At 63.4% G+C, this 12,554-nt stretch carries 8 protein-coding genes and 3 rRNA genes; 2 read left to right on the forward strand and 9 right to left on the reverse strand.

Going from position 1 to position 12,554, the window contains the following annotated elements:
• Window positions 1-3: 3 nt before the first annotated feature.
• From DEJ48_RS10220 to thyX, 7 genes are all read right to left on the reverse strand, one after another.
• Complete coding sequence (locus DEJ48_RS10220) at window positions 4-666, reverse strand: DegT/DnrJ/EryC1/StrS family aminotransferase (RefSeq protein ID WP_150221099.1); 663 nt, start codon at window positions 664-666, stop codon at window positions 4-6.
• 115 nt (window positions 667-781) lie between these two features.
• Window positions 782-898: ribosomal RNA gene (gene rrf / locus DEJ48_RS10225) — 5S ribosomal RNA — on the reverse strand.
• Between the two features lie 87 nt (window positions 899-985).
• A 23S ribosomal RNA gene (locus DEJ48_RS10230) occupies window positions 986-4,106 on the reverse strand.
• Window positions 4,107-4,418: 312 nt separating this feature from the next.
• Window positions 4,419-5,944: ribosomal RNA gene (locus DEJ48_RS10235) — 16S ribosomal RNA — on the reverse strand.
• Together the 16S, 23S and 5S rRNA genes form the textbook arrangement of a ribosomal RNA operon.
• 517 nt (window positions 5,945-6,461) lie before the next feature.
• Window positions 6,462-8,147 (reverse strand): ribonuclease J, encoded by a 1,686-nt coding sequence (locus DEJ48_RS10245; protein WP_150215850.1) that lies wholly within the window; start codon window positions 8,145-8,147, stop codon window positions 6,462-6,464.
• Between the two features lie 148 nt (window positions 8,148-8,295).
• Window positions 8,296-9,195 (reverse strand): 4-hydroxy-tetrahydrodipicolinate synthase, encoded by a 900-nt coding sequence (dapA, locus tag DEJ48_RS10250; RefSeq protein ID WP_150172901.1) that lies wholly within the window; start codon window positions 9,193-9,195, stop codon window positions 8,296-8,298.
• A 190-nt stretch (window positions 9,196-9,385) separates the two neighbouring features.
• Entirely contained in the window at window positions 9,386-10,126 is a 741-nt protein-coding gene (gene thyX / locus DEJ48_RS10255; RefSeq protein WP_150215851.1) for an FAD-dependent thymidylate synthase, read from the reverse strand.
• A 200-nt stretch (window positions 10,127-10,326) separates the two neighbouring features.
• Here thyX and DEJ48_RS10260 point away from each other — a divergent pair, with 200 nt between their 5' ends.
• A complete protein-coding gene (locus DEJ48_RS10260) occupies window positions 10,327-10,566 on the forward strand; it encodes a hypothetical protein (RefSeq protein ID WP_150215852.1) in 240 nt (79 codons plus the stop codon).
• Window positions 10,567-10,687: 121 nt separating this feature from the next.
• Window positions 10,688-11,251, forward strand: a complete 564-nt coding sequence (locus tag DEJ48_RS10265) for a hypothetical protein (RefSeq protein ID WP_150215853.1) — start codon at window positions 10,688-10,690, stop codon at window positions 11,249-11,251.
• Window positions 11,252-11,287: 36 nt separating this feature from the next.
• On the opposite strand, the gene DEJ48_RS10270 is transcribed toward DEJ48_RS10265, so the two are convergent.
• Both DEJ48_RS10270 and dapB read right to left on the reverse strand, forming a co-directional pair.
• Window positions 11,288-11,740 (reverse strand): tetratricopeptide repeat protein, encoded by a 453-nt coding sequence (locus DEJ48_RS10270; protein ID WP_055531432.1) that lies wholly within the window; start codon window positions 11,738-11,740, stop codon window positions 11,288-11,290.
• A gap of 39 nt (window positions 11,741-11,779) precedes the next feature.
• Window positions 11,780-12,532, reverse strand: a complete 753-nt coding sequence (gene dapB / locus DEJ48_RS10275) for a 4-hydroxy-tetrahydrodipicolinate reductase (protein ID WP_150215854.1) — start codon at window positions 12,530-12,532, stop codon at window positions 11,780-11,782.
• Window positions 12,533-12,554: the final 22 nt, after the last annotated feature.

A 12,554-nucleotide genomic window follows, 5' to 3' on the forward strand; every position in this document is an offset into this window, starting at 1 on the left:
GGCTCAGAAGGCCGGCTGCAGAAGCCCACCCAGCGCATTGCACGCGGACACGACGCGCTGCAGTTCACGCCGCGTCATGGAGGCCCCGACGGGAAGCGCCAGCGTCTCGTCCGCGGCACGTTCGGTCTCGGGCAGCCGCACATCCCGCCAGAACCGCGGCATGCGGTGCACGGGAGTCTTCACCGGCACCCGGCAGTCGACGCCCTTGGCCCGTACGGCTCGTGCGAACGCGTCCCGGTCGGGCCGCCCGTTCCCGGGCACCCGCACGACGTACTGCTCGTAGCTGTGCCCATCACCGCCGTCGGGCGTGACGACGCCGTTGAGCCGCCCGCTGAGATACGCGGCATGCTGCCGTCGGAGCGACAGCCCGTCGCGCGGGGTCTCGGACTCCCCTTGCTCCAGGACGAGCAGCCCGTGCCGCTGTCCTACGTCTCTCAGCCGCCGTACGTCGGCCTGGTTGCCGAAGCGGTGCACGACGACGACGGCGGCCGTGCGCGAAGTGACCGCGGCGGCGACGGCGTCGGGGTCGAGGCAGTACGTGGTGGGCTCTATGTCCGCGAAGACGGGCACCGCTCCGGTGAGCATCACGGCTTCGGCCACCTCGGTGTTCCCGTAGGCCGGTACGACGACTTCGTCACCGGTACCGACGCCGGCGGCGCGCAACATTGCAACTGTCCCCATACAGCGGATCGTGGCTGCACAACGTGAACGGCAAGTGACGGAAAACAAAAAAGAGCTGGTCCCTGAACCGAAGTTCAGGGACCAGCTCTTATCAAAAGGAGTTCGGCGGCGTCCTACTCTCCCACAGGGTCCCCCCTGCAGTACCATCGGCGCTGTGAGGCTTAGCTTCCGGGTTCGGAATGTAACCGGGCGTTTCCCTCACGCTATGACCACCGAAACACTATGAAACTGTCAACCGCACCATGCGTGACCTTGCATGGGGTTGTTCGTGGTTTCAGAACCAACACAGTGGACGCGAGCAACTGAGGACAAGCCCTCGGCCTATTAGTACCAGTCACCTCCACCCGTTACCGGGCTTCCAGATCTGGCCTATCAACCCAGTCGTCTACTGGGAGCCTTAACCCCTCAAAGGGGGTGGGAATACTCATCTCGAAGCAGGCTTCCCGCTTAGATGCTTTCAGCGGTTATCCTTTCCGAACGTAGCCAACCAGCCATGCCCTTGGCAGGACAACTGGCACACCAGAGGTTCGTCCGTCCCGGTCCTCTCGTACTAGGGACAGCCCTTCTCAATATTCCTACGCGCACAGAGGATAGGGACCGAACTGTCTCACGACGTTCTAAACCCAGCTCGCGTACCGCTTTAATGGGCGAACAGCCCAACCCTTGGGACCGACTCCAGCCCCAGGATGCGACGAGCCGACATCGAGGTGCCAAACCATCCCGTCGATATGGACTCTTGGGGAAGATCAGCCTGTTATCCCCGGGGTACCTTTTATCCGTTGAGCGACGGCGCTTCCACAAGCCACCGCCGGATCACTAGTCCCGACTTTCGTCCCTGCTCGACCCGTCGGTCTCACAGTCAAGCTCCCTTGTGCACTTACACTCAACACCTGATTACCAACCAGGCTGAGGGAACCTTTGGGCGCCTCCGTTACTCTTTGGGAGGCAACCGCCCCAGTTAAACTACCCATCAGACACTGTCCCTGATCCGGATCACGGACCGAGGTTAGACATCCAGCACGACCAGAGTGGTATTTCAACGTTGACTCCACGAACACTGGCGTGCCCGCTTCAAAGTCTCCCACCTATCCTACACAAGCCGAACCGAACACCAATATCAAACTGTAGTAAAGGTCCCGGGGTCTTTCCGTCCTTCTGCGCGAAACGAGCATCTTTACTCGTAGTGCAATTTCACCGGGCCTATGGTTGAGACAGTCGAGAAGTCGTTACGCCATTCGTGCAGGTCGGAACTTACCCGACAAGGAATTTCGCTACCTTAGGATGGTTATAGTTACCACCGCCGTTTACTGGCGCTTAAGTTCTCAGCTTCGCACGCCCGAAAGCGCACTAACCGGTCCCCTTAACGTTCCAGCACCGGGCAGGCGTCAGTCCGTATACATCGCCTTACGGCTTCGCACGGACCTGTGTTTTTAGTAAACAGTCGCTTCTCGCTGGTCTCTGCGGCCACCCCCAGCTCAGAGTGCAAGACTCATCACCAGGAATGGCCCCCTTCTCCCGAAGTTACGGGGGCATTTTGCCGAGTTCCTTAACCATAGTTCACCCGAACGCCTCGGTATTCTCTACCTGACCACCTGAGTCGGTTTAGGGTACGGGCCGCCATGAAACTCGCTAGAGGCTTTTCTCGACAGCATAGGATCATCCACTTCACCACAATCGGCTCGGCATCAGGTCTCAGGCACAAGCTGTCCGGATTTACCTAGACAGCGCCCTACACCCTTACCCCGGGACAACCACCGCCCGGGCTGGACTACCTTCCTGCGTCACCCCATCACTCACCTACTACCACCTTGGGTCAGCGGCTCCACCACTTCCCTTTGCCCGAAGGCTCCAGGACGGCTTCACGGCCTTAGCATTAATGGGCTCGATGTTTGACGCTTCACAGCGGGTACCGGAATATCAACCGGTTATCCATCGACTACGCCTGTCGGCCTCGCCTTAGGTCCCGACTTACCCTGGGCAGATCAGCTTGACCCAGGAACCCTTAGTCAATCGGCGCACACGTTTCTCACGTATGTATCGCTACTCATGCCTGCATTCTCACTCGTGAACCGTCCACCACTGCCTTCCGGCGCAGCTTCACCCGGCACACGACGCTCCCCTACCCATCCCAGCACCCGTTGGGGCTTATTGCTGGAATGACACGACTTCGGCGGTACGCTTGAGCCCCGCTACATTGTCGGCGCGGAATCACTAGACCAGTGAGCTATTACGCACTCTTTCAAGGGTGGCTGCTTCTAAGCCAACCTCCTGGTTGTCTCTGCGACTCCACATCCTTTCCCACTTAGCGTACGCTTAGGGGCCTTAGTCGATGCTCTGGGCTGTTTCCCTCTCGACCATGGAGCTTATCCCCCACAGTCTCACTGCCGTGCTCTCACTTACCGGCATTCGGAGTTTGGCTAAGGTCAGTAACCCGGTAGGGCCCATCGCCTATCCAGTGCTCTACCTCCGGCAAGAAACACACGACGCTGCACCTAAATGCATTTCGGGGAGAACCAGCTATCACGGAGTTTGATTGGCCTTTCACCCCTAACCACAGGTCATCCCCCAGGTTTTCAACCCTGGTGGGTTCGGTCCTCCACGACCTCTTACAGCCGCTTCAACCTGCCCATGGCTAGATCACTCCGCTTCGGGTCTTGAGCGCGCTACTATGTCGCCCTATTCGGACTCGCTTTCGCTACGGCTTCCCCACACGGGTTAACCTCGCAACACACCGCAAACTCGCAGGCTCATTCTTCAAAAGGCACGCAGTCACGAGGATGGAGCAAGCTCCATCCCGACGCTCCCACGGCTTGTAGGCACACGGTTTCAGGTACTATTTCACTCCGCTCCCGCGGTACTTTTCACCATTCCCTCACGGTACTATCCGCTATCGGTCACCAGGGAATATTTAGGCTTAACGGGTGGTCCCGCCAGATTCACACGGGATTTCTCGGGCCCCGTGCTACTTGGGTGTCTCTCAAACGAGCCGCTGACGTTTCGACTACGGGGGTCTTACCCTCTACGCCGGACCTTTCGCATGTCCTTCGTCTACATCAACGGTTTCTGACTCGTCTCACAGCCGGCAGACTGTAAAAGAGAGATCCCACAACCCCGTATGCGCAACCCCTGCCGGGTCTCACACGCATACGGTTTGGCCTCATCCGGTTTCGCTCGCCACTACTCCCGGAATCACGGTTGTTTTCTCTTCCTGCGGGTACTGAGATGTTTCACTTCCCCGCGTTCCCTCCACACTGCCTATGTGTTCAGCAGCGGGTGACAGCCCATGACGACTGCCGGGTTTCCCCATTCGGAAACCCCCGGATCAAAGCCTGGTTGACGACTCCCCGGGGACTATCGTGGCCTCCCACGTCCTTCATCGGTTCCTGGTGCCAAGGCATCCACCGTGCGCCCTTAAAAACTTGGCCACAGATGCTCGCGTCCACTGTGCAGTTCTCAAACAACGACCAACCACCCATCACCCCACTGGAAACCAGTGAGTGCACTGGGGTCGGCACTGAAGGCAGCCGAAAACCGGCCGTACCTTCAGATACCCAACAGCGTGCCCGACACCCTTACCGCTTCCCTCAACGCTCCACGCTCTGACGAGCAGTACTAGAAGGAGAAGACGATCAAGTGTGCCGAGTAGTCAACGTTCCACCCATGAGCAACCACCGTCGAACGTTTGCCGACGTAGTGGCCTCTGAACCAAGCAAGCCTGGCTTAGAAGTGCTCCTTAGAAAGGAGGTGATCCAGCCGCACCTTCCGGTACGGCTACCTTGTTACGACTTCGTCCCAATCGCCAGTCCCACCTTCGACAGCTCCCTCCCACAAGGGGTTGGGCCACCGGCTTCGGGTGTTACCGACTTTCGTGACGTGACGGGCGGTGTGTACAAGGCCCGGGAACGTATTCACCGCAGCAATGCTGATCTGCGATTACTAGCAACTCCAACTTCATGGGGTCGAGTTGCAGACCCCAATCCGAACTGAGACCGACTTTTTGAGATTCGCTCCACCTCACGGTATCGCAGCTCATTGTATCGGCCATTGTAGCACGTGTGCAGCCCAAGACATAAGGGGCATGATGACTTGACGTCGTCCCCACCTTCCTCCGAGTTGACCCCGGCGGTCTCCTGTGAGTCCCCATCACCCCGAAGGGCATGCTGGCAACACAGAACAAGGGTTGCGCTCGTTGCGGGACTTAACCCAACATCTCACGACACGAGCTGACGACAGCCATGCACCACCTGTACACCGACCACAAGGGGGGCACTATCTCTAATGCTTTCCGGTGTATGTCAAGCCTTGGTAAGGTTCTTCGCGTTGCGTCGAATTAAGCCACATGCTCCGCTGCTTGTGCGGGCCCCCGTCAATTCCTTTGAGTTTTAGCCTTGCGGCCGTACTCCCCAGGCGGGGAACTTAATGCGTTAGCTGCGGCACCGACGACGTGGAATGTCGCCAACACCTAGTTCCCACCGTTTACGGCGTGGACTACCAGGGTATCTAATCCTGTTCGCTCCCCACGCTTTCGCTCCTCAGCGTCAGTAATGGCCCAGAGATCCGCCTTCGCCACCGGTGTTCCTCCTGATATCTGCGCATTTCACCGCTACACCAGGAATTCCGATCTCCCCTACCACACTCTAGCTAGCCCGTATCGACTGCAGACTCGGGGTTAAGCCCCGAGCTTTCACAATCGACGTGACAAGCCGCCTACGAGCTCTTTACGCCCAATAATTCCGGACAACGCTTGCGCCCTACGTATTACCGCGGCTGCTGGCACGTAGTTAGCCGGCGCTTCTTCTGCAGGTACCGTCACTTTCGCTTCTTCCCTGCTGAAAGAGGTTTACAACCCGAAGGCCGTCATCCCTCACGCGGCGTCGCTGCATCAGGCTTTCGCCCATTGTGCAATATTCCCCACTGCTGCCTCCCGTAGGAGTCTGGGCCGTGTCTCAGTCCCAGTGTGGCCGGTCGCCCTCTCAGGCCGGCTACCCGTCGTCGCCTTGGTGAGCTTCTACCTCACCAACAAGCTGATAGGCCGCGGGCTCATCCTTCACCGCCGGAGCTTTCAACCTTCCCCCATGCGAGGGAAGGTGTTATCCGGTATTAGACCCCGTTTCCAGGGCTTGTCCCAGAGTGAAGGGCAGATTGCCCACGTGTTACTCACCCGTTCGCCACTAATCCACCCCGAAGGGCTTCATCGTTCGACTTGCATGTGTTAAGCACGCCGCCAGCGTTCGTCCTGAGCCAGGATCAAACTCTCCGTGAATGTGTACCGGTAATCCGGTGCTCACACACGAGAGCGGAACGGTCGGGAGGAATAATCCCGTCCGTTCACAGCGTCCTCGCTGTGTTTTTTCAAAGGAACCTCCAACTCACCGAAGTGAGCCGGGGTTATCAACATATCTGGCGTTGACTTTTGGCACGCTGTTGAGTTCTCAAGGAACGGACGCTTCCTTTGTACTCACCCTTTCGGGCTTTCCTCCGGGCGCTTCCCTTCGGTGTTTCTTTTGTTCTTGCGTTTCCGACTCTATCAGACTCTTTCGTGTCCGATTTCCTCGGCGCCTTTCCGGTTCCCGCTCCGGCCTTTCGGCTTTCGCGTTTCCCTTTCCGGCGGCTCCGACTTTATCAGAAGTTCTGAGTCGGATTTCCCGCCCCGCTCGGTCGGTCCCAGGCACGTGAGTGCTCGGGGCTTCCCTCGCTGGCGGAGCCGTAAACCTAACGGAGCGGGGCGCCCCGATGCAAATCGAGGCGCCCCGCTCCGGAGTTGACTGCGGTCGTGAGGGTCAGACCTCGACGACCACCGGCAGGATCATCGGCCGTCGGCGGTAGTTGTCCGAGACCCATTTGCCCAGCGTGCGGCGGATGAGCTGCTGCAGCTGGTGGGGTTCGACGACGCCGTCCTGGGCCGACTTGCCCAGTACTTCGTGGATCTTCGGCATCACGGCACTGAACGCCGAGTCCTCGATGCCGGAGCCGCGCGCCTGGATGGTCGGACCGCTGGTGATCTTGCCGGTGCTGGAGTCCACCACCACGAAGACCGAGATGATGCCCTCGTCGCCGAGGATCTTGCGGTCCTTCAGAGCCGGCTCGCCGACATCGCCCACGGAGAGGCCGTCCACGTAGACGTAACCCGCCTGGACCTTGCCGACGATCTTCGCCTTGCCCTCGACGAGGTCGACGACGACGCCGTCCTCGGCGATCACGATGCGGTCGTGCGGGACGCCGGTGAGGGCGCCGAGCTCGGCGTTGGCGCGCAGGTGGCGCCATTCGCCGTGGACCGGCATCAGATTCTTGGGCTTGCAGATGTTGTAGAAGTACAGGAGCTCGCCGGCCGACGCGTGGCCGGAGACGTGCACCTTCGCGTTGCCCTTGTGGACGACGTTCGCTCCCCAGCGGGTCAGGCCGTTGATCACGCGGTACACCGCGTTCTCGTTGCCGGGGATGAGGGACGACGCCAGGATCACCGTGTCGCCCTGGACGATCCGGATCTGGTGATCGCGGTTGGCCATGCGGGAGAGCGCGGCCATGGGCTCTCCCTGCGAACCCGTGCAGACGAGGACGACCTGGCTGTCGGGCAGGTCGTCGAGCGTCTTGACGTCGACGACCAGGCCCGGCGGCACGCGCAGGTAGCCCAGGTCGCGGGCGATGCCCATGTTGCGGACCATCGAGCGGCCGACGAAGGCGACCCGGCGGCCGTACTCGTGGGCGGCGTCCAGGATCTGCTGGATGCGGTGCACGTGGCTGGCGAAGCTCGCCACGATGATCCGCTTCTGGGCGCCGGCGAAGACACCGCGGATCACGTTCGAGATGTCGCGCTCGGGCGGCACGAAGCCCGGGACCTCGGCGTTCGTCGAGTCGGAGAGGAGAAGGTCGATGCCTTCCTCGCTCAGCCGCGCGAACGCGTGCAGGTCGGTCAGGCGGCCGTCCATCGGGAGCTGGTCCATCTTGAAGTCGCCGGTGGCGACGACCATGCCCGCGGGGGTGCGGACGGCGACGGCCAGGGCGTCCGGGATGGAGTGGTTGACGGCGACGAACTCGCAGTCGAACGGGCCGAGGTGCTCGCGGTCGCCCTCGACGACCTCGAGCGTGTACGGACGGATGCGGTGTTCCTGGAGCTTCGCCTCGATCAGCGCGAGGGTCAGCTTGGAGCCGATCAGCGGAATGTCGGGCTTCTCGCGCAGGAGGTACGGGACACCACCGATGTGGTCCTCGTGCCCGTGCGTGAGCACGATGCCCTCGATGTCGTCGAGGCGGTCCCTGATGGACGAGAAGTCCGGCAGGATCAGGTCGATTCCGGGCTGCTCCTCCTCAGGGAAGAGCACTCCGCAGTCGACGATCAACAGACGACCGTTGTACTCGAAGACGGTCATGTTGCGGCCGATCTCGCCGAGGCCGCCCAGCGGGGTGACCCGCAGGCCACCCTTCGGGAGCTTCGGCGGAGCACCGAGTTCAGGATGCGGATGACTCAAAAGACTCTCCTCACCACACGCGCCACGTACCTCCAAGGCACGTGGCGCGCATGACGTTCGTGCAGTAGCAGTTGTTGTGTGGGGTGCGGGCGGCTGTTCGATTGGGACGCGCCCGCGGGTTTCGCTTATTCAGTTGTGAAGTCTGTGGTTACAGCTGTACCCCGCCGGCCGCGAGATCGATCTTGAGCTGGGCCGTCTCGTCGGGTGACAGTTCCACCATCGGGAGGCGGAGCGGGCCCGCGGGGCGTCCCTGGAGGGCCAGTGCCGCCTTGGTGGTGATCACGCCCTGGGTGCGGAACATGCCGGTGAAGACAGGGAGCAGCTTCTGGTGGATCTCCGTGGCCTTCTGTACGTCACCGGTGAGGTGCGCCTCGAGCATGGCGCGCAGCTCGGGGGTGACGACGTGGCCGACGACGGAGACGAAGCCGCACGCGCCGACGGACAGGAGCGGAAGGTTGAGCATGTCGTCGCCGGAGTACCAGGCCAGGTCCGAGCGGGCGATGGCCCAGCTGGCGCGGCCGAGGTCGCCCTTGGCGTCCTTGTTGGCGACGATCCGGGGGTGCTCGGCGAGCCGGACGAGGGTTTCCGTGTTGATCGGAACGCCGCTGCGGCCCGGGATGTCGTACAGCATGACGGGCAGGTCGGTGCTGTCGGCGATGGCGGTGAAGTGCCGGAACAGGCCCTCTTGCGGGGGCTTGTTGTAGTAGGGCGTGACGGTCAGCAGGCCGTGGGCGCCTGCCTGCTCGGCGGCGCGGGCGAGCTCGAGACTGTGGCGGGTGTCGTTCGTGCCGACGCCCGCGACGATGTGGGCGCGGTCTCCGACGGCGTCCAGTACGGCTCGTACGAGATCGTTTTTCTCCGCGTCACTGACGGTCGGGGACTCACCGGTGGTGCCGTTGATGACCAGGCCGTCATTGCCTGCGTCCACCAGGTGGGCGGCGAGCTGTTGCGCGCCGTCGAGGTCAAGTGCGCCGTCCGCCGTAAAGGGCGTGACCATGGCGGTGAGGACCCTCCCGAAGGGGGTCTGCGGAGTGGAGGTCGGAGCCATGGGTAACACGCTACTCGCTGCTCAGCGCGGGGTCGCCCCTCGGGGGATGTGTGGGGACCTGACAAGTGTGGAGCCCGGCACTGCCTGCTCGGGGGTTCAAGCAGTGCCGGGTCCGTTTGATCAGGCTAGATGAACTTCACGAAGTGCCGCAAACCGGACACTTCGCTCGGTGCACCCGCACATCAGTGCCTTACGGCGCCACTCGTCCGTTCTTGTTGAAGGCCGCGTGGGTGAGGGGCATCAGCTCGGCCCACTGCTGCTCCATCTTCTCGCCGACCATCTCGATCTCCCGCTGCGGGAAGGACGGGACCTTGGCGAGCTCGTGCTGCGTGCGCAGGCCGAGGAAGTGCATCAGCGAACGCGCGTTGCACGTCGCGTACATCGAGGAGAAGAGGCCGACCGGGAGCACCGAGCGGGCCACCTCGCGGGCGACACCGGCGGCCAGCATCTCCTGGTACGCCTCGTACGCCTGGCGGTACGAGTCCTCCATGACGCGGCCCGTGAGCTCCTGCTGGGCCTCGGTGCCCTCCACGAAGACGTACTTTCCCGGGCGGCCCTCCTGGACGAGCTTGCGGGAGGCGTCGGGAATGTAGAACGTCGGCTGGAGCTCCCTGTAGCGACCCGACTCTTCGTTGTACGACCAGCCGACGCGGTGTCGCATGAACTCACGGAAGACGAAGATGGGGGCGCTGATGAAGAACGTCATCGAGTTGTGCTCGAAGGGGCTGCCGTGGCGGTCCCGCATCAGGTAGTTGATCAGGCCCTTGGAGCGCTCCGGGTCCTTCTGGAGCTCCTCCAGGGACTGCTCGCCCGCCGTGGAGACGCGGGCGGCCCACAGGACGTCGGAGTCGGTGGCGGCGTGCTTCACCAGCTCGACGGTGACCTCGCTGCGGAAGCTGGGCTTGAGGTCTTCGGTGGGGGTCTCGCTCACTGGCGGGGGTCCTTCCATGTGCATCACTCGGGCGGCGCCCACTCTATGGCCCGGCACTGACAATCCGCCGTTCGGTGACCCGCCACGACATTCTTCGACTAATTTGCCGAAACAGGGCACCTTTTGGGCGATTCACGCGTCTATCCAAGTAACAGAGCTCACACAGCTCCGTTCGAGACCCGTGAGGAGAAGCGCACCCCATGTTCCGTCGGCGAGAGCCCGTCCCGTTCGCCTTCATCGCCGAAGCCGACAAGTTCCGCAGTAACGTCACTCCCCCTCCCCGCGAGCGCGCGTCGGCCAGTCAGGTCGCGAGCCGCACGCTGATCGGCCTCACCGTCGTGGCCGGTCTTGTGGGATCCCTGCTCTTCGGGATGCCCGCGATGTCGGCCGACCAGTCGCCCGCGCACACGCAGAAGTCGGAAGCCTCCGACAATCGCTGACCGGCGCCGACCGTGATCGTCCGGCACTGACTCGTCCGGACCCCCAAGGGTGGTAGCAGGGGGCACGGCTCGATAGCCTCACCGGGCACAGCCCATGTGTGGATTGAGTGAGGATCAGCCCGTGCCCCTGCCCTTCCTGACCGCGGACCGCGCTTTCGACGACGCGGCGGACGACGCCGCGCTGCCCTTCGACGACCGCGATCACTGGCGCCGGCCCTACCGTCCGGGCCCCTGGCGCGTGGGCGCGGGCGCCGTCCTGCTGCTGCTCGCCTCGTTCGTCCTGTTCGCCGCGGTGATCATCGCGTTCGCGGACTCCCTGGCGGGCGCCGCCATCTGCGCGGGGCTCGCCGTCCTCATCATCGTCAGCGCCCTGCGACTGCTGCGCATGGGCACCTGGGTCAGCGCCCAGGGGCTGCGCAAGGTCGGCTTCCTGACGACGCAGACGCTGGCGTGGGGGCAGATCTCCGCCGTACGGACCGCGCAGCAGCCGGTGCGCTGGCTGGGACTCCCCCGCACGGTCCAGGGCCAGGCGCTCGTTCTCGTACGACGTGATCAGCAGCCGGCCGGGCCGCAGCAGCTGCTCCTGACCGACCGGAACGCGGACTTCCTGGCGCGGCACGAGGCGTTCAACCGCGCGGCCGACTCCATCGAGGTGTGGGCCGACGAGTACCGGCCCACCGCCTAGTCACACCGTTCGGTCACACCGTTCGGTCACACCTCGTCAGACGTTGACCGGCTTGCCCGCGTGCAGGGCGATGGCCCGCTGCATGGCCTTCCGCGCGCGGGGCGTGTCCCTGGCGTCGTGATAGGCGACGGCCAGCCGGAACCAGCAGCGCCAGTCGTCCGGCGCGTCCTCGGTCTCGGCCTTGCGGCGGGCGAACACCTCGTCCGCGGAGTCGCGGTCGATGCGGCCCCCAGGGGTGCGCTTCAACTCGTCCACCGGAAGGCCGCCTTCGGCCTCCAGCTCGGCCGCGAGGCGGTTGGCGCGCTGGACGAACTGGGTGTTCTTCCAGAGGAACCAGATGCCGATGAACGGCAGGATGAGCACCGCGACACCGAAGGTGACGGTGAGCGCGGTGCCGTGCTGTATCAGGAGCACGCCTCGGCTGCCGACCAGGACGAAGTAGACGACCAGGACGGCAGCCGTGACGGCGTAAGTGATCTTCGCGCGCATGTCTCTCAGCTGTCCTTCAGCTCGCGGGCAGCTCTCGGGTCAGCCGAGATCCAGGAAGTGTTCCAGGCCGAACGTGAGGCCCGGAGTGCTCACCACGCGGCGCGCGCCGAGCAGGATGCCCGGCATGAAGCTGCTGTGGTGCAGCGAGTCGTGGCGCACGGTCAGGGTCTCCCCCTCGCCGCCCAGCAGGACCTCCTGGTGGGCGAGGAGGCCGCGCAGACGCACGGAGTGCACCGGCACGCCGTCGACGTCCGCGCCGCGGGCGCCGTCCAGGGCCGTCGTCGTGGCGTCGGGCTGCGGGGCGCTGCCCGCCGCCCCGCGTGCCTCGGCGATGAGCTGGGCGGTGCGCGTGGCGGTGCCGCTGGGGGCGTCCGCCTTGTTCGGGTGGTGGAGCTCGATGACCTCGACGGACTCGAAGTACGGCGCCGCGATCTGCGCGAACTTCATCGTGAGGACCGCGCCGATGGAGAAGTTCGGGGCGATGAGCACGCCCGTCTCCGGGGACGCGGCCAGCGACGTGCGCAGCTGCGCGAGGCGCTCCTCGGTCCAGCCCGTCGTACCGACGACGGCGTGCATGCCGTGGCGTACGCAGAAGTCGAGGTTGTCCATCACCGCGTCGGGATGGGTCAGCTCGACCACGACCTGGGCGCCCGCCTCGGTCAGCGACTCCAGCTTGTCGCCCCGGCCGAGGGCGGCGACCAGCTCCATGTCCTCGGCGGCCTCGACGGCCTTCACGGCCTCGGAGCCGATACGGCCCTTGGCGCCGATGACCGCCACGCGCAGCTTGCTCATGTCCTTCATTCCTTCGAGAGGT

Origin of the sequence: Streptomyces venezuelae, assembly GCF_008642315.1 — a bacterium.
Lineage (GTDB): Bacteria > Actinomycetota > Actinomycetes > Streptomycetales > Streptomycetaceae > Streptomyces > Streptomyces venezuelae_D.

Excerpts from the sequence above, each read along its gene's own strand:
- dapB (WP_150215854.1), bottom strand. The coding sequence starts at position 12,532 with ATGAGCAAGCTGCGCGTGGCGGTCATCGGCGCCAAGGGCCGTATCGGC.
- DEJ48_RS10220 (WP_150221099.1), bottom strand. The coding sequence starts at position 666 with ATGTTGCGCGCCGCCGGCGTCGGTACCGGTGACGAAGTCGTCGTACCG.
- DEJ48_RS10270 (WP_055531432.1), bottom strand. The coding sequence starts at position 11,740 with ATGCGCGCGAAGATCACTTACGCCGTCACGGCTGCCGTCCTGGTCGTC.
- dapA (WP_150172901.1), bottom strand. The coding sequence starts at position 9,195 with ATGGCTCCGACCTCCACTCCGCAGACCCCCTTCGGGAGGGTCCTCACC.
- DEJ48_RS10260 (WP_150215852.1), top strand. The coding sequence starts at position 10,327 with ATGTTCCGTCGGCGAGAGCCCGTCCCGTTCGCCTTCATCGCCGAAGCC.